General features: G+C 43.7%; 22 protein-coding genes. 12 read left to right on the top strand and 10 right to left on the bottom strand.

Translation table 11 applies throughout. The annotated features are described in order from the left end of the window. The first annotated feature begins 107 nt into the window (after positions 1-107). Both ribD and DX060_RS02550 read left to right on the top strand, forming a co-directional pair. Positions 108-1,304, top strand: coding sequence for a bifunctional diaminohydroxyphosphoribosylaminopyrimidine deaminase/5-amino-6-(5-phosphoribosylamino)uracil reductase RibD (gene ribD, locus DX060_RS02555; RefSeq protein ID WP_115011008.1), 1,197 nt, complete (start codon positions 108-110; stop codon positions 1,302-1,304). After that, a complete protein-coding gene (locus DX060_RS02550; protein ID WP_115011007.1) occupies positions 1,289-2,236 on the top strand; it encodes a tRNA1(Val) (adenine(37)-N6)-methyltransferase in 948 nt (315 codons plus the stop codon). Before ribD ends, DX060_RS02550 begins: the two co-directional genes overlap by 16 nt. 15 nt (positions 2,237-2,251) lie before the next feature. Here the strand turns inward: DX060_RS02550 and DX060_RS02545 are convergent, their stop codons facing one another. The 4 genes from DX060_RS02545 to DX060_RS02530 form a co-directional block, all read right to left on the bottom strand. Continuing rightward, complete coding sequence (locus DX060_RS02545; protein WP_115011006.1) at positions 2,252-2,743, bottom strand: hypothetical protein; 492 nt, start codon at positions 2,741-2,743, stop codon at positions 2,252-2,254. After that, positions 2,743-3,528: an SDR family NAD(P)-dependent oxidoreductase gene (locus DX060_RS02540; protein ID WP_115011005.1), complete on the bottom strand. Its 786-nt coding sequence runs from the start codon at positions 3,526-3,528 to the stop codon at positions 2,743-2,745. The genes DX060_RS02545 and DX060_RS02540 overlap by 1 nt, the downstream gene beginning before the upstream one ends. A gap of 95 nt (positions 3,529-3,623) precedes the next feature. Then, positions 3,624-4,631, bottom strand: coding sequence for a DNA adenine methylase (locus tag DX060_RS02535; RefSeq protein WP_115011004.1), 1,008 nt, complete (start codon positions 4,629-4,631; stop codon positions 3,624-3,626). Continuing rightward, a complete protein-coding gene (locus DX060_RS02530; protein WP_115011003.1) occupies positions 4,628-5,314 on the bottom strand; it encodes a restriction endonuclease in 687 nt (228 codons plus the stop codon). The genes DX060_RS02535 and DX060_RS02530 overlap by 4 nt, the downstream gene beginning before the upstream one ends. Before the next feature lie 158 nt (positions 5,315-5,472). On the opposite strand from DX060_RS02530, the gene fliW reads away from it, so the two are divergent. The 5 genes from fliW to argJ are packed head-to-tail and all read left to right on the top strand — an operon-like array spanning position 5,473 to position 10,312. After that, positions 5,473-5,862 (top strand): flagellar assembly protein FliW, encoded by a 390-nt coding sequence (gene fliW, locus DX060_RS02525; protein WP_115011002.1) that lies wholly within the window; start codon positions 5,473-5,475, stop codon positions 5,860-5,862. A gap of 22 nt (positions 5,863-5,884) precedes the next feature. Continuing rightward, on the top strand, positions 5,885-7,291 hold the full coding sequence (locus DX060_RS02520) for a UDP-N-acetylglucosamine--N-acetylmuramyl-(pentapeptide) pyrophosphoryl-undecaprenol N-acetylglucosamine transferase (protein ID WP_115011001.1): 1,407 nt from the start codon (positions 5,885-5,887) through the stop codon (positions 7,289-7,291). Between the two features lie 52 nt (positions 7,292-7,343). After that, complete coding sequence (gene argC / locus DX060_RS02515) at positions 7,344-8,393, top strand: N-acetyl-gamma-glutamyl-phosphate reductase (protein WP_220176698.1); 1,050 nt, start codon at positions 7,344-7,346, stop codon at positions 8,391-8,393. A 17-nt stretch (positions 8,394-8,410) separates the two neighbouring features. Further along, positions 8,411-8,926, top strand: coding sequence for a GNAT family N-acetyltransferase (locus DX060_RS02510; protein WP_115010999.1), 516 nt, complete (start codon positions 8,411-8,413; stop codon positions 8,924-8,926). Between the two features lie 9 nt (positions 8,927-8,935). Continuing rightward, positions 8,936-10,312 (top strand): bifunctional ornithine acetyltransferase/N-acetylglutamate synthase, encoded by a 1,377-nt coding sequence (gene argJ, locus DX060_RS02505; protein WP_220176685.1) that lies wholly within the window; start codon positions 8,936-8,938, stop codon positions 10,310-10,312. Positions 10,313-10,400: 88 nt separating this feature from the next. Here argJ and DX060_RS02500 read toward each other — a convergent pair whose 3' ends face one another. Continuing rightward, entirely contained in the window at positions 10,401-10,658 is a 258-nt protein-coding gene (locus DX060_RS02500; RefSeq protein WP_115012274.1) for a helix-turn-helix transcriptional regulator, read from the bottom strand. Positions 10,659-10,785: 127 nt separating this feature from the next. On the opposite strand from DX060_RS02500, the gene DX060_RS02495 reads away from it, so the two are divergent. Genes DX060_RS02495 through DX060_RS11820 form a run of 5 tightly spaced genes read left to right on the top strand, consistent with a single transcriptional unit; the run spans position 10,786 to position 13,284 of the window. Continuing rightward, positions 10,786-11,169 (top strand): hypothetical protein, encoded by a 384-nt coding sequence (locus DX060_RS02495; protein WP_115010998.1) that lies wholly within the window; start codon positions 10,786-10,788, stop codon positions 11,167-11,169. Further along, the gene (locus DX060_RS02490) at positions 11,166-11,699 is read left to right on the top strand and encodes a hypothetical protein (protein WP_115010997.1); all 534 of its coding nucleotides are present in this window, start codon (positions 11,166-11,168) and stop codon (positions 11,697-11,699) included. Before DX060_RS02495 ends, DX060_RS02490 begins: the two co-directional genes overlap by 4 nt. Further along, complete coding sequence (locus DX060_RS02485; RefSeq protein ID WP_115010996.1) at positions 11,696-12,274, top strand: hypothetical protein; 579 nt, start codon at positions 11,696-11,698, stop codon at positions 12,272-12,274. The genes DX060_RS02490 and DX060_RS02485 overlap by 4 nt, the downstream gene beginning before the upstream one ends. 10 nt (positions 12,275-12,284) lie before the next feature. Further along, positions 12,285-12,932 (top strand): hypothetical protein, encoded by a 648-nt coding sequence (locus DX060_RS11825; protein WP_258552167.1) that lies wholly within the window; start codon positions 12,285-12,287, stop codon positions 12,930-12,932. Further along, complete coding sequence (locus DX060_RS11820; RefSeq protein WP_258552166.1) at positions 12,919-13,284, top strand: hypothetical protein; 366 nt, start codon at positions 12,919-12,921, stop codon at positions 13,282-13,284. Before DX060_RS11825 ends, DX060_RS11820 begins: the two co-directional genes overlap by 14 nt. Positions 13,285-13,385: 101 nt before the next feature. Here the strand turns inward: DX060_RS11820 and DX060_RS02475 are convergent, their stop codons facing one another. The 5 genes from DX060_RS02475 to lpxA are packed head-to-tail and all read right to left on the bottom strand — an operon-like array spanning position 13,386 to position 19,648. After that, entirely contained in the window at positions 13,386-15,686 is a 2,301-nt protein-coding gene (locus tag DX060_RS02475) for a glycosyltransferase family protein (protein WP_147278745.1), read from the bottom strand. 39 nt (positions 15,687-15,725) lie between these two features. Then, positions 15,726-16,544, bottom strand: coding sequence for a rod shape-determining protein MreC (gene mreC / locus DX060_RS02470; protein ID WP_115010994.1), 819 nt, complete (start codon positions 16,542-16,544; stop codon positions 15,726-15,728). Continuing rightward, positions 16,544-17,584: a rod shape-determining protein gene (locus tag DX060_RS02465; protein ID WP_115010993.1), complete on the bottom strand. Its 1,041-nt coding sequence runs from the start codon at positions 17,582-17,584 to the stop codon at positions 16,544-16,546. Before DX060_RS02465 ends, mreC begins: the two co-directional genes overlap by 1 nt. A 1-nt stretch (position 17,585) precedes the next feature. After that, a complete protein-coding gene (clpX, locus tag DX060_RS02460; protein ID WP_115010992.1) occupies positions 17,586-18,866 on the bottom strand; it encodes an ATP-dependent protease ATP-binding subunit ClpX in 1,281 nt (426 codons plus the stop codon). Beyond that, positions 18,863-19,648 carry an acyl-ACP--UDP-N-acetylglucosamine O-acyltransferase gene (lpxA, locus tag DX060_RS02455; protein ID WP_115010991.1) on the bottom strand — a complete coding sequence of 262 codons (786 nt, stop codon included), beginning with the start codon at positions 19,646-19,648 and terminating at the stop codon, positions 18,863-18,865. The genes clpX and lpxA overlap by 4 nt, the downstream gene beginning before the upstream one ends.

Here is a 19,648-nt window from a genome sequence, read left to right as displayed (position 1 = left end):
CTTGCAACCTTAGTAATTTTAGGCATTGTAGCAGAAATTTAAGCCCCAAAAGTGTAGAATGCCGCATTTATAGGGCGGAGAAGTGTGTGCGAATTGACGAAGTTTTAATGAAGCGATGTATAGATAAAGCGTGGGAATACCAAACACTAACCTTACCAAACCCCGCTGTCGCTGCTATGGTATATGATGATAATGGAGAGATTTTAAGCCTAGAAGCTCATCAAAAAGCAGGGCTACCTCACGCGGAAGTTTTGGCAGTTTTTTGGGCTTTTGTGCAAATATATGCGCAAAGTAAGCAAAAAAACTTGCATTATCAAAAAGTGGATTCTAGCCTAGAATCCACTTTTGCTACAAGCCACACCACCCCTCCACAAGCACTTGGAGAGCTTGAAACACTTGCGCCATTGTGGCAAGATTTCCAAGCAACACACACGGAGTTTTCTCACATCGCCTTAGAGGCTCTACCCCTACACTCCCACGCTATCCACGCTTTCATCGCTGCTTATCATAATGGTGCATTCTATGATAAGACAATCTTGCTCACCCTAGAGCCTTGCAATCACTTTGGCAAAACCCCTCCGTGCGCCCAGCTTATCGCGCAAATCGCGCCCAAACGCGTGCTTATCGCTGCGCGTGATATATGGGGAGAAAGCGCCAATGGTAGTAAGAGATTGCAAGAAGCTGGCGTAGCAGTAGAATTCATCACAAATACATCTCTAAAAAAACAAGCCCAAAATGTGCTTTATCCATTTTTGTGCCTAAGAGAATCTAGGCGATTTGTTGTATTTAAGCTTGCAGAGCGGCTTGATGGTAGCTACAAAAATGGGCAAATCTCCGGGGATCTATCGCGCATTTTTACGCATAATCAACGCACCATAGCCCAAAGCCTAATCATCTCCGGAGCGACTGCAAGAGCAGATAGACCAAGACTTGACACCCGCTACGCCACGCCTCCTTATGCCAACACGAGCGTGCCAGATGTGGGGATTTTCACACGCAAAAATCGCAAGGATATTGATAGCAATATCCCACTTTTTCATATAGATTCACGCTCTGTGTGTATATATGATGATAAAACTTTGCAAGAGCTACCCAATGGCTTTCATATCATTGAAGGCAGCTTGCAGCTCTTTAGCCATATATATCCCTTGCTTAAATCCCCCTTGCTCCTACTTGTGCATCTCTCCCCAACTATCGCCCAAGCTCCGCAAGCCTTGTGCCAAAGCATAGCGCGTGATATATCTTGTGAGATCCTGCATACAACCACACTTGGTAAAGACCTGCTTCTATGGCTAAAGCCCTAAGATTCTACCAGCTAGCTGATGGCTATGCCTACAATAGCGATAGTTTATTGCTGCTTGATTTTGCCGCGCAATTTTGCAAAAACACGCCAAAAAATATCCTAGATATGGGGGCGGGCTGCGGGATTTTAGGGATTTCGTGTGCGCACTATTTCCACGCCCAAGTAGTCGCCATAGAATCCCAGCCCAAAGTCGCCTTGCTTGCTGCTATCAATGCCAAAACCGCCCCATTTCACACACACAATGAGTCAAGCACGCCTAAAGGCTCCTGCCAAGTGCTTTGTGCAAACTTTTTAGATAAAGCCACGCCACAGCAGGCATTAGCCCTACTTGCCACTATGCACAATCAAGCCCAAAAGAATCCACAAGAAAACCCAGCCCAAACCCCCAGAATCCACCTCCACACGCCGCCAAAGTCAAAGCCTAGCCCAAAGTTTGACCTCCTAATCGCCAATCCCCCCTTCTACCGCGATGGCGCACTTAAATCTACCAATGAATTTTTACGCCAAGCACGCTATGAAAGCCAGCTGCCCCTACAAGCGTGGATACACCAGAGCAAAAGACTTCTAACCCCGCGCGGGACTTTGGTGTTTTGCTTCCAAGCAAGCGAGATTGCACGCGTGCTAGAAGCCCTAAAGCAAGAGAGCTTTACTTGTGAGATCTTGCGCTTTGTCTATCCCCTGCCATCTAAACGAGCGAAAATCGCGCTTTTTTACGCAAGGCTAGATTCTAGGGCGCAGATGCACATAGAGCCGCCACTTTTCACACACAACTCCCCAAAGCAGAGCGACTTCACGCAAGAAGTCGCGCGCATTTATGCTGCCTATCGCACACATAGTATCAAAGTCTATGCGCAAGACATAGTAGATCCTATACTTTTAGACCATTGTCGTGAAACCTTAACAATAATCCCCCATCAAGCCACAGCACACTGACCACAGAAACAAGGCTTATTTAGTAGCTTCCTTTAGACTTGCATTTGTTTTTTCTTGCGCCTCTAGGAGTCGCTTGGCTTCGCCATTTAGCATAAACTCTTCATCATAGGCTTTTTGGATCACGGAGCGCACGATTTGGAGCTTTGATGCATTGGCTTGTCCGGGCAGCATATCAAGCACGATCCCATATAGCTGGATATTATGCGTGATTTCTTCAAACATCTTATTGCGTGCTTTTATATACATTTCTTCATCAGCCATATAGCGCGCCAGCTCCACTTGCACTCGATCAAAGATAATATGCCTCATAGTATTAAGGCGCACACGCTCTTCTATAATCTCACGCGCCCTTTCAAGCTGCTGCCCCAAATCATTGCGCCCCATATATGCTAGCACGCTCACAATCAAAATAAGCGCATCAATATCCGCCCCAAGCGAGCGCGTCTTCCAGCGGATAATATAAGCTTCTATAAACGAAAACTTCTTATATTCTAGCTGCGCACTCATTATTTATCTCCTTTATAGACATTAAGCGCGGCGGGGGCTTGGGTGGTTGGCATCATTTCTAGGCGATTGATATTGATATGCTCCGGCAAATACGCCACAAAGCACACCGCTTGCGCCACATCTTCTGGCTTAAGCGGTGTTGTGTCAGCATAGACAGAATCCGCTCGCTCCTTATCGCCCTTAAAGCGCACGAGAGAAAATTCACTCCCACCGGCTAAGCCCGGCTCAATATCGCTTACACGGATATTTTTATCATACAAATCCGCGCGCAGATTTAGACTAAATTGCTTCACAAATGCCTTGCTCGCGCCATAGACACTGCTGCCCGGATATGGATAGCTCCCGGCGATTGATCCCATATTGATGATATGCCCCTTTTTACGCGCTACCATAGCAGGCAGGACCCTATGCGTGAGTCGCACTAGTGCCAAGATATTGACACTAATCATCTGCTCCCAATCTTCTATCTTGCACGCATTTGCAGGCTCTAGCCCAAGAGCTAGCCCAGCATTATTGACAAGCACATCAATCCCAGCAAGCTCACTCTCACCTTCACCCCCTAGCCCAAAGCCCTTCAGCGCATTAGCAATCCCCTTACTCAAAGCACAAGTATCCACCACATCGCACACTACAATCGCGCAAGACTCTGCCCCAAGCTCTCGCTGCAAGGCTAATAGCTCCTGCTCTCTGCGTGCTGTGGCGATGACCTTCGCCCCCCTAGCTACAAATGCGACCGCACACGCCCTGCCAAATCCAGATGATGCCCCAGTGATTAGCACAACCATAGTAGCTCCTTAATTTGTAAGTTATATTTGAACTAACCTTCATTGATACTTGTAGATACTTGTATTATATCTTTACCAATTTGCTATTTTGTTTTCTACTTTTTGTGCAAAATATGCAAATACTCGGTAGTTTTACTCTGCTTTTGTGGGCGATTAGAATCTGCCTTGAAACGCTGATACTCCTGTTTTACACAAGCATATTTGCCATATTTTCTCATAAGATTTTCTATCCTCTCTAAATCCAAAAGCCCTTCATCATTGTAGCTTAAAAATATCCACTTAAATTGTGCTTTTTGCAGCAAAAATTCAAGGGCATTTTCCACATCACCTTTTTTACACCACGCTGATTTGTCATACGCCCTTAAGCCCGTTTTGCCCCGCGGGATAAAGTCATCATACAAGGCTATGGTATTTAATAGATGATAATTTGCCCCATATTCTCTAGCATTATAGGGTGGATCAAGGTAGAGTATATCGCCACTTATTGTAGTAATCAAATCATTGGCATTTTTATTAAAAACTTGGTGAGAATTTTGCGTGAGCTTAAATGTTGCCGGGCTTAAAACAAGCTCTTTTGTCGCGCTTTTTTTAAGCCTTTTTAAAAATGCTCCATACACACAAGCCGTGTTTGCCACGCTATCGCTAGATTCTAAAAGTGAAGCAAGAAGGAAGTAAAATTCATTTTCATCGATAAACCCACTTTGTCGCCACACAGAAATCTGCTCCCTTATCCCATCAATTTTCATCGCATTTTCATCGCTGAAATATTGCCTTCCACTTCCGCCACCAAGGGCGTAATGCGTGAAAATCTTTCCCTTTTTTAAAGGCGTGTTATTGAGCGTTTCTATTAGCTCATCTGCACGGATAATGGGAGCGTGATTGGCAATATAGTTTTGATTTAGCACGAAGCTATAATATTCTTTATCATTACTTATGACCTGCTTGACTTTAGATTTAAAAGCCCTGCCCACAGCCCCACTTCCAGCAAATAAATCGCAAAAAATAGAATCTTGCAAGGGCTTGGCATTATGCTTTTTGAGTGTGGATTCTATGCTTTGCTGCAAAAATGGCAGTAGCTTAAGCTTTGAGCCTATGTAATTCATACATCTCCATAAAGTTTTGCACTGATAAAGTCCGCTGCTTCTTTTGCGATTTTTCTCGCACTTTCTTTGCGATATGCCACGGGATCATACTGATAGCAGCCCACACAGCCTAGCCCACCTTCACTTTGAGCGATGTAACGCTCATCACCAGCATAAAAGTCATAAGGGTTACCCTTGATATTTTTCGCACTCCAGCGTGTATTTGTCTCTTTGCAAGTTTTGCAAATTTGGCGTTTGATGTCATTTGCCGCTTTACATAAAGGCTGAAAGTCTTCAAATTCTTGCATTGCTAGCTCACTCACACGCATAGAATCTTTGCGTCCATCTTTGTGGTCAATCTCAATTGTCGTATTTTCACTTTTGCCACAAACGCCTAGCATTACGCATTTTTGGGATTTATAAAAATCTTTAATATCTTTTCGTATGTTTTGGTTAAAAGTTTTAAGCGGATTAAACCCTTGCAATCTTATGGCATCAATGGAGTTTCCACTTGTGCGAGTTTTGTCAAACTCTAGGATATATGTTTTGGCTAAATTGCTACTAGCTCTGCACCAGCTTCCACCATTGCCGAGCTGTAAATCCTTATAATCTCCTACAAACTCATCTACACCAACCCACCTTGAAAAGCCTTTTTCATCAGGCTTAGCAAGCTCTAAAAATAAATCCATTTTGCTTGTTTTCATAATTTTATGTTTTCTAGTCCCATTCCAATCTCACCAAGTTGCCACCCAGCTTAAAGCGTTAGTTGCTCTCAAATCAATCACTTTACAGCGATTATTATAGGTGCTTTTGGCATAGCTTTTGCTTAATATTTGCCCACTATCACATTTAAGGAGTCTTTATGATATATCAAATAAAAGCCCCTATTTTGGGATTTGAGCATATTACAAGTATCGAGCTTACTAGGCTAGATGAGCATTTCGCCAAGATCACAAGTCAAGACAAAAGCCTTGAGATGATGCTAGTCAATCCCTACTCCTTGCGCGAGTATAGCTTCACAATCCCGCGCTATATAGAAATGCTCCTAGGGCTTGATAGGGACTCTAGCGTGCTTGTGTATTGCATTGTCATCTTGCAAAGAGATGTAGAAGAATCAATGGTGAATTTCCTAGCACCGCTCATTTTCAACACCAAAGACAAAGTCGCTGGGCAAGTCGCGCTATCGATGATGGATTATCCGGACTTTGGCTTCAAAGATACGCTAAAATCCTTTCTCCAAAAGGGCGCATAATATTTAAGCAACAGGAGCGGCGATGATTGTTATCACAGGAGGTGGCACAGGCGGGCATCTCGCCATAGCTAGGGCATTAGCACAGGAGCTGCAAAGCCGCGAGATTCCAGCGATTTATATAGGCTCGCTCTATGGGCAGGATCAAATGTGGTTCGCTGGGGAGTCTGAGGAGGATTGGGCTTTTGAGAATCGCGTTGGCTTTTGGGCTAAAAATGGCGATTGCGGCGGCGAGTCTGCGGTCACTACCGCTCAAGGCAGCTCCCTTGCCTCGCCTTGCAAAGCCCCATTTTTAGCTCCAAAATCCTGCTGCGAGCAGACTGCTCTAGAATCCACGAAAGTGGATTCTAGCTCCAAGCCGCAGAATCCACTTTTCCAAGAATGCTACTTCCTAAACACCTCCGGCGTAGTCAATAAAAAGGGCATTAAAAAGCTAGCAAGCATTTATGCCCAGCTGCGAGCGGCATTGCGTGTGCGTAAAATCTTTGCCAAGCATAAGGTGCGAGCAGTCATTAGCGTGGGAGGATTTAGCGCGGGACCTGCGAGCCTAGCGGCAATCCTGCTTAGAAAACCTCTCTTTATCCACGAGCAAAATGCTATCCAAGGTAGGCTAAACTCCTTGCTAGCTCCCTTTGCTAAGGCGGTGTTTAATTCATTCCGCCCGCCATTCCCACCCTATCCTATCAAGCAAGAAGCCCTGCAAAGTCGCAGAATCCGCACGGAGTTTCAAAGCATTATCTTTATCGGTGGCTCGCAAGGCGCAAAGGCGATCAACGACCTAGCCCTGCAAGCCGCGCCAAAGCTGCTAGCAAGGGGGATACGCATTATCCACCAATGCGGAGAGAGAGATTTAGATCGCGTGAGAGAAGCGTATAAAAAAGTGGATTCTAGTCTGCTGGATTCTAGCGACCCAAAAGCCCTAGAATCCTCGTTTGACAGCCCCGCACCTAGGCTCACACTTTTTGGCTTTGACAAAGACCTAATCAAGCATTTAGACAAAGCTGATATATGTGTGGCGCGCGCTGGGGCGTCAAGTATCTGGGAGAATGCCGCTCTATCTCTGCCCACCATCTATATCCCCTATCCCTACGCTGCAAATAACCACCAGCACCACAACGCCAGCTACTTCACGCGCCAAGGGCTTGGGCTAATGATCACCGAGCAGGGTTTATCTACCCCCACGCAAGTAGCACAAAAAGGCACGGATACAGCGGATACAAAAGTGGATTCTAGTAAAACTTGCGCGGATATACGAGCTATGGATTTAGAGAAGTTTTTCACACTACTTTCCCAGCTAGAAAGCAATCTTGAAGCGATTTCTACCAATCTTAGCAAAACTATCACAGAAAATGGCGCGCAATCTATCATCACCCAAATCCTAGCAGCCCTAGAGTCCTCCACTGCCAAAGCCGCAGCAGCCAAGCCTACTTAAGCGGTCGTTGTAGAAAAATTTGCTATAACTAAACCACAACACACAAAGGGACATAATGATAAAAGTCGGGATTCTAGGGGCAAGTGGCTACACGGCAAATGAGCTTGTGCGCATACTATTAGGACACAAAGAAGTAGAAATTGCTTGGCTAGGCTCACAAAGCCAGATCGATAAGCCATACCACCACAGCTATCAAAACTTCTTCCAAATCCTACCGCTCTCTTGTATCGATGCAAGCGAGCTAGAATCCTTATGTAAGCACATTGATGTGCTATTTTGCGCTACGCCGCATAATTTCTGCGCCACGATTCTCACACCAAAAGTCCTAGAATCCACAAAAGTCATCGATCTAAGCGCGGATTTTCGCCTGCGCGATATAGAGACTTTCGCCGCGCATTACCACACCACACACGCCAATCCAACCCTACTAGCCCAAAGTGTCTATGGGCTTTGCGAGCTAAATCGAGCACAGATCAAGCCCGCACGCCTTGTGGCAAATCCGGGCTGCTATCCTACTTGTAGTATTCTCTCCCTAGCTCCCCTACTTGCCAATAATCTCATCGACCTAGATTCTATCATCATCGATGCCAAGTCCGGCACCTCAGGTGCAGGGCGCAAGGCGGCTTTGGATAGCTTGTTTTGCGAGGTGAATGAAAGCTTCAAGGCATATAGCATCACCTCTCATCGCCACACACCAGAGATCGAGCAAGCCCTAAGCGAGATCGCCAAAGAGCCGATTACCCTAAGCTTCACGCCCCATCTTGTGCCGATGAATCGCGGGATTTTAGCCACAAGCTATGCGCGATTGCGCGATCCAAAAGTGGATTCTACTGCTCTGCGCCATATCTATAAAGACTTCTATAAAGGAGAATATTTCGTGCGTGTGCTAGACCACGGACTTAGCGCGCAAACGCGCTGGGTGAAAGGAAGCAATTTCATCGACATAGCTCCCTATGTCGATACACGCACCAATCGCGTCATCATCACCGCAAGTATTGATAATCTCATCAAAGGTGCGAGCGGTCAAGCGGTGCAGAATATGAATATTATGTGCGGATTTAGAGAATCTAGCGGACTTGAAGCCGCGCCGATGTTTCCATAATCCCATAAAGGCATTAGATGAAGACAAACCAAAAAGCAAAGATTCTAGCAAATCTCCATATCCGCCCTATGCGCCTAGATGACTATGAGCAAGTCGCTATGCTATGGCAGCAAATTGAAGGATTCTATATCCGCAGCATTGATGATTCTAAAGAGGGTGTAGCACGCTTTCTTACGCGAAATCCCAACACCAGCGTAGTCGCTGTGCTAAAAGATGAAGATCAAAAAGAGTGGATAATCGGTAGTATTTTATGCGGACACGATGGGCGATATGGTAGTCTCTACCATGTATGCGTGCATAAAGATTTCCGCCAAATGGGCATAGGCTCGCGTATGGTAGAAGCCGCCCTAAACGCGCTCAAAAAAGAGCAGATCTCTAGCATTTCTCTCATCGCCTTTAGCGAAAATATCATCGGCAATACCTTTTGGAAGAAGCAAGGCTGGGCTAGCAAGCCAAACGCCAATCGCTATGAATTTAGTCTAAATCCTGCCAACATCTCCCATAAAATCGATAGCCCAAACCCCAAAAACTAAGGAGTCTCTATGCCAAAATCCACCAAAACCCCCACACAAAAGCTACTAAAAGCCACTGCCAAAGCCACCTTAGCCAAAGCTTCAAGCACACCAGCTAACCCCTCATCAAAGCCCCAAGAGCCAAGTAGCAAAGCCCCAAGAGCCAAGCTAGAATCCATAAAGATTCTAAAAAGCGGGCTAAATGCACTACCTAGCTTCCAATATAGCGGCACACAAGCTGGGATCAAATACAAAAAGCGCACCGATATGAGCCTGATTTTTAGCCCCCATCCGTGCGTGGGAGCTGGGGTCTTTACAACCAATAAAGTCCGCGCGGCGTGTGTAGAATATGATGAAGCTACGCTAAAGCTAAAGCAGCCTATCCACGCCATCATCGCCAATGCCGGCAATGCCAATGCCTGCACAGGCGCACAAGGTGAAAAGGCGTGCAAAGAGAGTGCGATCACTGCTGGAGCGGTGCTAGGGGTAGAATCCACTAGCGTGCTGCTGGCTTCTACGGGGGTTATAGGCGTGCAGCTCCCACTTGATAGGATCAAAAAGGGCATAAATCTCCTAGCTCAAAGCAAATCTAGCAGCAGGGCAAGCGCCAAAGCCGCAGCACAAGGGATTATGACAACAGACTTGTTTGAAAAAGAAGCGGCAGTAGAGTTTATCTCCTCTAATGGCAGGCGCGTGCGGCTAGCAGGGATCGCCAAAGGTAGCGGTATGATCCACCCAAATATGGCGACAATGCTATGCTTTATCATCACAGATTGCGCTATCAGCCAAAAGCTCTTGCAAAAAGCTTTGCAAAAAGATGTCAAAGACTCTTTTAATATGATTAGTGTCGATGGTGATACTTCTACCAATGATATGACCTTAGTGCTTGCTAATGCAAGAGCGCGCAACACGCCTATTATCACTCAAGATGATAGCGATTACGCGCTTTTTGTCAAAGCTCTCTCCCTGCTTACCACAACCCTTGCGAGAAAAATCGCGCGTGATGGCGAGGGCGCGACAAAGCTGCTTGTCTCCCACTGCCTAAATGCTAAAAGCAAAAAAGATGCACGCAAAATCGCAAAATCTGTGATCGCATCAAGCCTTGTAAAAGCAGCGATGTTTGGGAATGACGCAAATTGGGGGCGGATTTTATGCGCTATGGGGTATAGTGGGGGCGATTTTGACCCAAAAGTCGTTGATGTAAAGCTAGCAAGCAGTGCTGGGGAGATAGCAATTATGCGCAATGGCAATGCGCAGCCTATCGATGAGAAATTTGCCAAAAAGCTCTTGCAAAAAGATGAGATACATATATTTATCGACTGCAAACGCGGCAAAAAAAGCGCGTGCGCGTATGGCTGTGATCTAAGCTATGACTATGTAAAAATTAACGCCGATTATCGCTCATAGCTCTTAGGAGCTAGACGCCCCCAAGCGCGCTACACAATCCAAACTTTCACACCCTAGAATCCACTTTATCACCACTGGACTCCAAAACTTACGATAGAGCAAAAATATCTGTAATATCAATCTCAAAGGCTTTAGCGATTTTATAGCAATGCTCTAGATTGAAGTGCTTGCCATAGCGGCAGCTCTCACAATTGGAGTAGAACGCCACTGACTTAATGCCAATCTCAAGGGCTAGATCAAGCTGGGAGACTCCGCGCTTCTCACGCAGGATTCTAATATTAGCAGATACGCGTTTGTAAAACTCGCTAATCTCCTCTTGCGTGGCGTTGCCATAAAGCTTTTGTATCACTCAAAGTCCCTTGATAGCCGTGGCTAATATTTATCCTATAGGATTAAGTAGAAACTAAAATTTACAAAGATACAATCCGCTTTTATATATCCTATAGGATAAATTTTTAGAGAAAGGGGTTAAGATGAAGTTTATTTTATGGCTAAGTCTTATCGTGGCTTTCGCCTTTGGGAGCGACAACAATCAACTTGCATTTGTAAGAGATACGGGCTTAGCTCTTACAAAAGGATATGAGTTTGGCGCGTGCTTGTATAGTGAAACTTTCAATGTTCTTAGTAAAACTACACACAAAAAGACTAAAGCGGACTACGACAAAGCAAAAGAAACTGCTTCAAACACTTGTGAAAATAAGTTGAAAGTCAAACAATGGCTTAATCAACATACAGCCAAAAAGCATTTTGAGCTTATGGAGAACGGAGTAAAGTTAGGGACAACCGAAGGATATAACAATGCTATTGAAACACAGCAAACATTTTGGGATACTATGAAGGCGGCTTTTAACAGATGAAAACACTAACACATAACTTGATATTTGTCTTTGCGGCTCTATTCCTGCTAAGTGGCTGCGCTAGTTGGACACAATACAAAGGAGCGTATCAGGATATAAAATCTGCAATCAGCGATCAAAAAAAACTTAAACTTGATGCAAAAGAAATTGAAACTATTGTTAAAAAATATCAAAACCACACCATAGCTTCGGAAATCAAACAAGCTGGATTCGATGATAAAACAGCCCAAATTCTTGAGACAATATGGTTTTGCCCTACATTGATAAGAGAAGTTTCGATTAGAGAATACAAATATGAACGAGGAGAACTGCTCCGCTATGCAAAAGCTTATGATCTTTCACATTATTGCCAATTAAAACACACACAATTAAAATATTACGACGATGAAGTAGCTCTACTCTCATTAATCTCTAATAATTATAAAAAATATGAAAAAAACACAACTGCTGAGCATAAACTTCGTAGCAACTTCAATTACCAAGAAATACAAGCTTTATACACGAAACTCATCAAGGATGGATCTAAATGAAAAAGCTAATGCTGATATTGCTTATTTGCCTCACGCACCTTGGAGCAGATGAATGTTTTAGAATGAATGGCAACACTTTTTGCAATAACGATGTTTTACAAATAGATCAAACAGGGCAAACAATTTTGCTCAAAGTTTTTGATATTGGTGGCGGACGCGTAAGCTATGATATTTTTGCGTTCTCATTTAATCCAACTTCGGAGCAAGGATTATTGGGAGAAGCATATTCTGGAGCTGTGCCACACTATGTTACTGATCAATTTAAGCTAGGTCGGGTTACAAAGCTCTACTCCAATACGCCCGCTATGCGAAAGCTTCTACTAAATAATCTACGATACAAAGAAAATGCGAAAATAAAATCAGTCAAAGCAGAAGCCGCAAAATGTAAAAAAGGTGCGGAGATAAACAGCAAAAATAATGCTTTTGTAAAGCAACAGCTAGAAGCATTGTGCGCTTTTGTTTTAGAAGAACAATTTCGAATTGAGTTTATGGGAAAAACTATTGATATAAGCCCAAGTCCGTGGCACGAGCCATCAGCATTAGATACTTATATAAACATCAAGCAAAACAACTAAAGGAATCCCTATGTCTTACACTTATCTTCATCTAGCACAAGAAGTGCTACTAGATTCTGCTATACCTTTGCAGCTTGGGCAAATATGGAATCTAGCTAAGCAAAAAGGCTTAGATAAAAAGCTAGAGAGTGAAAATCCTAGAAAATCGGTCTTGGCGACTGCCTTGCACTCACCAACAAGGCGTGAAGCCTACAATATTTTTGCATTTTCAAAGTCTCCCACACTCTTTGGTATCATAGGCAAACACGAAGCTATAATCCCTGAAGCTGCAAACAACTCACAAGAAAATGAGAACGACAAAGCAAGCAAAGAGCAGTTTGAACGCTCTCTCCACCCGCTATTTGTGAAATTTGCCAGAGATGAGCTTAGTCTCTTTTGTAAAACAATTTTCCACGAGAAAAGTCAAAAGCGTGAGAAAGGCATAAATGAGTGGATTCACCCTGATATTGTAGGAGTGAAATTTAATATCCAAGATTTTAAAGAAAGCAAATGCCAAAGGGAGATATTAGAGTTTATCCATACATTCAATTACCCAAAAATAGAGCTTTACTCATTTGAGCTAAAAGTAGAGATAAAATCCGCTGATTTGAAAAAGATATATTTCCAAGCGGTGTCAAACTCTAGCAAAGATATATTTCCAAGCGGTGTCAAACTCTAGCTGGGCGAACTATGGCTATTTAGCGGTATTTAGACCCATAGAGCCTAGCATAAAAGATGAGCTAAGGAAGCTTAATGCACGATTTGGCATTGGCGTTATTAACTTTGGCACAGACAATGAAGAGTGGGAGATTATTTTTCAGGCTAAAAGGCGGGAAGATATTGATATTTCAATGCTTGATGAGCTAGGCAGGATAAATGATGATTTTAAAAAGCTACTAGATGATATTATAAAAGATACAAAAGGCAAGCGTGAAGAGCCTGTGCCACAGGATTATGATACATACTTGAGTGATGAAGATAGGGAAGAATATGTCAAACAACACGATATGAAAACAAAACGCGACCAATAAGGACAACACACCTAGAATCCACTTTTAGCACATACCACAAGCAGCCCCAAGCAAGAGCCACCATCACTTATCAACGCTCTCTCATACCCCCTGTGCCAAGCTTATGCCAAATACTCCCTAACAAATGCCAAAAAATACCGCACACCTAGTCGCGCCTTTATCTCGCTATTCATCGCGTGGATGGCGGATTGTATCGCCACTTTTTTTGCATACTCACTAGGATCTAGCTCGCATAAGCGCATAATGCGCGTGGCTTTCTCCACATACTCTGCCTCGCTAAACGCGCTAGTCTCCCTAGCAAATTCTAAGACACATTCCTTGTAGCTAGCAAAGTTGCTAAAAAAAGTGGATTCTAGGGCATTGTGTAATAGCACAGAATTTTCACCCCTAGAATCCACTTTTTCACCTGCTGGATCTACACGCCTACACTCATCGATAATCGCTTCTATAATCCCCCTTGTCTCATCAAGCTGAGATACAAAAGTGGATTCTAGCTGCTTGGCTGACTCATAGTAGCGCAGACTAAGCCCGCGCCCCTTTGCCACATACTCGATCCTGCTCTCGCCCTGCTCCATAGGAAAGCTATCCGCCCAAAAGTCCAAAATATGCCCATACACTGCGCTATCCACATAGCCACTAAAGAAAAAGCGCGGAAGAAGCTGTGGATTGATTTGTGAGATTTTTTGCTTGATTTCTCCTTCATTCCCAAGCCCACAGGCTAAAAACCTCCAATGTGGATTCTGCTCCAAAATCGCGCAAATACTGCGCAAATATGCGAGCGAGTCGATCTTCACCAATCGCCCAATCACGCCAAAGAGATATATAGGCTGCTTCGCATTAGAATCCACATAGCAAGCGCGCGTATCAGCAATGAGCTCTTGTGGGACTTTGGGATTATAAAAGCTTCTATCCATTTGCACCGGGACCCCATAGAAGCTAAAGCCATTGTGCGCGATAGACTTTTGATTATTACAAATATGCGTTAGGCGTGTATCAATCCCGCTAATATCATAGACAAAATTCCCGTGTGTCCAAAATACCTGCACCCTAGCACACCGACTTGCAAGCAGAAAATCACTAATCCCATAGCCATTATTGGGACTAATGAGCATAGCCACCTCATCTCTAAGCATACTCTCACGCAGTGCTAGGGCTTTTTGCAAGTGGGAATTGTAGAATCCAGCTTTATTAAAGCCAAGCCCTATATCGATAGTTTCTATACCAAGTTTCGCTAGTTTAGCGATAGCTTGTGGATTATTTTCGGACTTTTCTATAAGGCTCATACAATAGATTTTGATTTCGTAATGCTGTGTAAATTCTGGGCTTGCAAGGAGATTTTTTATCAAGCTGTATTCGACTTTGAAAGGCGAGTTTTCTACAATCCTATCGCGCAATATGCCGATGATTTTGCGCTTGTTGGTGCTTGGGCTAGACTTAGGCAAATATGGCAAAAACTTTGTAGCAAACTCCCTATAAATAGGCACAGCATATTGAGAAATCTCGGTATTAAACTCCTGCCACTGCTCCTGCTTGCTAAAGCTATTGCCACAAATATGATAGATAAAAAACTGCAAATATAGCGCGAGATCCAGCCGCTGCGCAAGAGTAGGGGGCACGCTTGATGAGCTTGTATCATCACGCAATGCTTGTGATGCCTGCCTCAAGGCAGCATAAAATTCTTGCTTCCACACAGGATATAGACTAAGCCACTCGCGGTTGTTGAAGAGATTTTTTGCATTCCAGAGAATATGTAGCTGCCAATTACAGATATTGCGGACTAACAGTGGTGCTTGTGAGCTTAAATGGGCTTGCGTATAGGCTTGTATAATCGCTGGTCTAACACAGGACACCCCAATCTCTTGTATAGAAAAAAGCTCGAGCAAAAACTCCCCACAACGCCCAGCTGATATACCATCAATAGAAGCGCACATAATGCGCGAGAGAAAAAACATCACCCCATCATTGTCTAAATTATCTAGACTTTTTTCACATAAGTTATCGTATTTATCGGTATTTGTATTAAAAAAACTTAGATTTTGATGCGAGGGGTTTGCTAGAACTCTCGCAATTGCACCCAGCTCTATAAGCATAATATACTCTTCTTGGCTAGGTTGTGTTGCTAAAAGCTTTTGCACAGATTCTATAAAGGGCTTAAACCGCTCATCTGCCCCAAGAGACTTTGGCGCGATAAATGCGAGATACAAAAACCCACAATCAAGAATATCACCCTGCGTAAAAATCTGCAAAATCTTCGTGCGGAAGCTCTCAAATATTTTTTCATAAATAGCGAGATTGGCACTTAAGTTTGTGCTTATGTCTTGCACGGAATAGGACTTTAGCAAATGCGCAACAATACTTAGTAAAAGCATACGCAAGTCTTGCTTTGTGTGAGCATTTTCCATCAAGCCTAGAAATCTAGAATGCTCTACCATCATTGACCCCTAAGGCGTTAGCAACGACTGCGGTGGTGCGCTTGCCTGCATAGAAAATGTCGTATCAATCAGCCACAAATACCCCAGCCTAGAACGCTGCGCATAGGGCTTTATCTCTGCAGAAATATAGCCAAAGTCGTGATTCACGCTTACTACTTCACCCACAGAAATCCCTTCAATGAAAATCCCATCAAGCCCACTTGTAACAACCTGATCACCAATATCAACCTTCCGCCACGAAGGGATAAAATCCGCGGTAATATATCGAGAATCTACCGCGCTAGAATGCACAATAGCAGGGATCTTCTCATCACCAATTAGGACACTATAGCTACTCTTTCGCTCGCCATTTAAAAGCCCCATTAACTTACCATCATAAATAACTGCGATACCTAAAGCTTTATTATCTTGCACAATCCCCAAAATATGGTCTTTAGCATAATTGCTCACATCAAAATCTATCCACACACGATTAGAATCCCCCATACTCACATACGAATATGCGCGAGCTGGGAAAAATCTCGCATCATTGACAAAGGCTTGCTGCGTATCAAAAACAGAGAGCGCATCAAGCTCATTGCGCGTATGCATTAGCTCTAGCTCTAACTTCTCGTAGTTTTTCAACTTTTCTTCATATAAGTGGATAGTTTTTGCTTGGGTAATGTATTTATTATAAGAAAGTGCTATGCTGTCTTTTACATCAAGGATAAAAATCTTGATACCATCCCCAACAAAGCTGATATGTCTTTGCAAAAAACTGCTAGAATCTATGGCGATAAACACTATCGCCATTATCACAACGACAATGCTTAGGGATTGATAGCGCATTATTCGTAACGACTAGTATTGTGCAATGTATCAAGCTCTTCTATAGCTTTTCCCGTGCCTTTTGCCACAGCCAAAAGTGGCTCATCACCTATAAATACAGGAAGTTTCACAGTATCAGACAAATACCTATCAAGCCCCCGTATAAGCGCACCACCACCCGTAAGTGTCAAGCCATTTTCTACCAAATCCCCTGCTAAATCCGCCGGAACTTCTTCAATAACACTTTTCACCGCACTGCTGATCTCACGCAACTGGTCTTTAATCGCTTCCCGTATGTCTTCGTTTGTTAGCTCGATAGTATTAAGCAGCCCACTCACTTGATCGCGTCCTTTAATCTGCATAGAAAGTGGTGTATCAAGAGGAGCTGCTGCACCGATTTTGATTTTTATTTCTTCGCCAGCACGCTCACCAATTAAAAGATTATAATGCTTGCGCACATGATTGACAATCGCCATATCAAGCTTATCGCCTGCCACGCGGATAGACTTTGAGATGACAAGCCCACCAAGCGAGATGACACCTATTTCTGTTGTCCCTCCACCAATATCCACAATAAGACTTCCTTGAGGCTCTTTGATAGGCAGTCCCGCACCAATAGCTGCTGCCATAGGCTCTTCTATAAGATACACTTCTCTAGCCCCAGCACTCATAGCAGACTCTTTCACCGCTTTGCGCTCCACACCTGTGAGTCCATAAGGCACACACACCATAATGCGCGGGCGGATAAGGGATTTGCGGTTATGGGCTTTTTCAATGAAATAGCGGATCATTTTTTCCGTTACATCAAAATCTGCGATTACGCCATCTTTCATCGGGCGGATAGCTTGGATACCGCTTGGGGTTTTGCCGACCATTTCCTTTGCTTCGTGTCCAACAGCCAGAATCTCTCCATCTCTATCATATCGATCCACGCGCACCGCGACAATGGAAGGCTCATTGATGATAATCCCCTGCCCTTTTAGCAAAACAATTGTGTTTGCTGTCCCTAAGTCAATCGCAATATCGTGCGAAAACATACCGATAAGCTTATTTAATAACACTTTACGCTCCTTGTGTTTTAGGTGATTCTTTTGATTTTTTCGGCTTAGTGATAATGGGTTTTTGCTTATGCTCTACGCAATCTTTGGTAATTGTAACCTTGCAATGGCGCATTGTAGGCAAATCAAACATAATATCCGTAGCAAAGCTCTCAATAATCGCACGCAAGCCTCGTGCGCCTGTTTTCCTAGCGATAGCAAGCTCGGCAATTTTTTCGATCGCATCTTGCTCAAATTCTAGCTGCACATCATCTAGCTCAAATAATTTGGTGTATTGCTTCACTAGCGAATTTTTGGGCTTGGTGAGAATATCTACCATAGCTTCTTTGGTGATGGGCTGTAATGTCGCGATAATATGCAAACGCCCTATAAGCTCTGGTATAAGCCCATAACTCACCAAGTCATCAGGCTCTACAAGATGCAAAATATCATCTTGCTCGCTCTTAGTCTTTTGCACTTGCCCAAAGCCCAGCACATTGCTGCCCATTCTACGCTTGATAATCTCGCCTAATCCATCAAATGCCCCACCACAAATGAATAAAATATTTGTCGTATCAAGCTGTATGAACTCTTGATTTGGGTGCTTTCTGCCACCTTTTGGGGGGATATTAACCACACTACCTTCAATAATCTTTAGCAACGCCTGCTGCACACCCTCGCCAGATACATCGCGCGTGATGGAGCGATTTTCTGAAAGCCTAGAAATCTTATCAATCTCATCGATAAAGACAATCCCCATTTGTGCCTTTTTCTCATCATTTCCAGCGGCTTGGTAGAGCCTTGTAAGGATATTTTCTACATCTTCGCCCACATAGCCAGCTTCTGTAAGACTTGTTGCATCAGATATAGCGATTGGCACATCTAAAAATCGTGCTAAAGTCTGTGCCATAAGTGTTTTGCCACTACCAGTAGGACCCACGAGCAAAATATTTGATTTTGTGATTTCCACATCACTTGTGTTTGTCATATTGCTTGCTATGCGTTTGTAGTGATTATACACCGCCACAGAAAACACCTTTTTAGCTTCTTCTTGCCCTACGACATATTCATCAAGCTTAGCTTTCATCTCCCTAGGTGTAGGAATATCAATAAAAGCTTGTGTATTATCAATCAAAGATTCTCTAGAAGTGCTTGGCATACCTGTGGTATCTACCATATCTATCCCTGATTGTCGTAGCGTTTTATATAACCCACCAATGCACGATGGACAAATTCTCCCAGATCTACTTCCTTCAAAGTATGTATTATGTATTTCTTTGCCACAAAAATCACAATATTTTTTCATTCTTTGCCTTTCCGGATAGGAATACCCCTTGATGAATCAAGCACAAATTGGCAAATATTTGCAATAGATTCTAGCTCCACACCAGAATCCAAAATCTGCTTAGCATAATCACGCATAGAAGTCGCAGCAAAAAGCTCTTTATAAAATGCACTAATAGCATCAATTTCTTCACTTGTGAATAATTTGCGCATTCTATGTTTATTGAGTCCGCGGATCACGGCTCGATTGCCCTCTGCCATACAAAATGGTGGGATATCTTGTGAAAGCGCACTTGCCCCAGCGACCATCGCCCCATCGCCAATCTTGACAAACTGATGCACAGGTGTCATACCGCCGATATTGACATAATCCCCAATCACGATATGCCCACCAAGAGTAGCGTTATTGGCAAGGATACAATGATCGCCAATCACACAATCGTGAGCGATATGCACATACGCCATAAAGAGATTATTGTTTCCTATGATTGTCTTGCCTATGCCACCTTCTGTGCCGGGGTTAAACATACAATGTTCGCGGATAAGATTATCTTCACCGATGATAAGCTCCACTTTTTCCCCAGCATATTTTAAATCTTGTGGTATCGTGCCAAGCACCGCATAAGGGAAAATTGTCGTGCGTGCGCCAATGGTAGTATCCCCAAGGATAGTTACGCCATTATAGAGCTTGCAACCAGCAGCGATTTTTACAGATTCTCCAATGACACAAAAATCACCGATTTCCACATCATCGGCAATTTGCGCACCTTTATGAATAATGGCGGTTTTTGCGATATGTGCCAT

This window comes from Helicobacter canis, assembly GCF_900451095.1.
GTDB lineage: Bacteria > Campylobacterota > Campylobacteria > Campylobacterales > Helicobacteraceae > Helicobacter_B > Helicobacter_B zhangjianzhongii.
The sequence above is the reverse complement of the archived record's forward strand: the minus strand, read 5'-3'. Positions and strand labels throughout refer to the sequence as shown.

Excerpts from the sequence above, each read along its gene's own strand:
- DX060_RS02490 (WP_115010997.1), top strand. The coding sequence starts at position 11,166 with ATGAAAACACTAACACATAACTTGATATTTGTCTTTGCGGCTCTATTC.
- DX060_RS02510 (WP_115010999.1), top strand. The coding sequence starts at position 8,411 with ATGAAGACAAACCAAAAAGCAAAGATTCTAGCAAATCTCCATATCCGC.
- DX060_RS02520 (WP_115011001.1), top strand. The coding sequence starts at position 5,885 with ATGATTGTTATCACAGGAGGTGGCACAGGCGGGCATCTCGCCATAGCT.
- mreC (WP_115010994.1), bottom strand. The coding sequence starts at position 16,544 with ATGCGCTATCAATCCCTAAGCATTGTCGTTGTGATAATGGCGATAGTG.
- DX060_RS02545 (WP_115011006.1), bottom strand. The coding sequence starts at position 2,743 with ATGAGTGCGCAGCTAGAATATAAGAAGTTTTCGTTTATAGAAGCTTAT.
- DX060_RS02475 (WP_147278745.1), bottom strand. The coding sequence starts at position 15,686 with ATGGAAAATGCTCACACAAAGCAAGACTTGCGTATGCTTTTACTAAGT.
- DX060_RS02550 (WP_115011007.1), top strand. The coding sequence starts at position 1,289 with ATGGCTAAAGCCCTAAGATTCTACCAGCTAGCTGATGGCTATGCCTAC.
- DX060_RS02530 (WP_115011003.1), bottom strand. The coding sequence starts at position 5,314 with ATGAAAACAAGCAAAATGGATTTATTTTTAGAGCTTGCTAAGCCTGAT.
- DX060_RS02495 (WP_115010998.1), top strand. The coding sequence starts at position 10,786 with ATGAAGTTTATTTTATGGCTAAGTCTTATCGTGGCTTTCGCCTTTGGG.
- DX060_RS11825 (WP_258552167.1), top strand. The coding sequence starts at position 12,285 with ATGTCTTACACTTATCTTCATCTAGCACAAGAAGTGCTACTAGATTCT.
- clpX (WP_115010992.1), bottom strand. The coding sequence starts at position 18,866 with ATGAAAAAATATTGTGATTTTTGTGGCAAAGAAATACATAATACATAC.
- fliW (WP_115011002.1), top strand. The coding sequence starts at position 5,473 with ATGATATATCAAATAAAAGCCCCTATTTTGGGATTTGAGCATATTACA.
- argJ (WP_220176685.1), top strand. The coding sequence starts at position 8,936 with ATGCCAAAATCCACCAAAACCCCCACACAAAAGCTACTAAAAGCCACT.
- DX060_RS02485 (WP_115010996.1), top strand. The coding sequence starts at position 11,696 with ATGAAAAAGCTAATGCTGATATTGCTTATTTGCCTCACGCACCTTGGA.
- DX060_RS02540 (WP_115011005.1), bottom strand. The coding sequence starts at position 3,528 with ATGGTTGTGCTAATCACTGGGGCATCATCTGGATTTGGCAGGGCGTGT.
- ribD (WP_115011008.1), top strand. The coding sequence starts at position 108 with ATGAAGCGATGTATAGATAAAGCGTGGGAATACCAAACACTAACCTTA.
- lpxA (WP_115010991.1), bottom strand. The coding sequence starts at position 19,648 with ATGGCACATATCGCAAAAACCGCCATTATTCATAAAGGTGCGCAAATT.
- DX060_RS02535 (WP_115011004.1), bottom strand. The coding sequence starts at position 4,631 with ATGAATTACATAGGCTCAAAGCTTAAGCTACTGCCATTTTTGCAGCAA.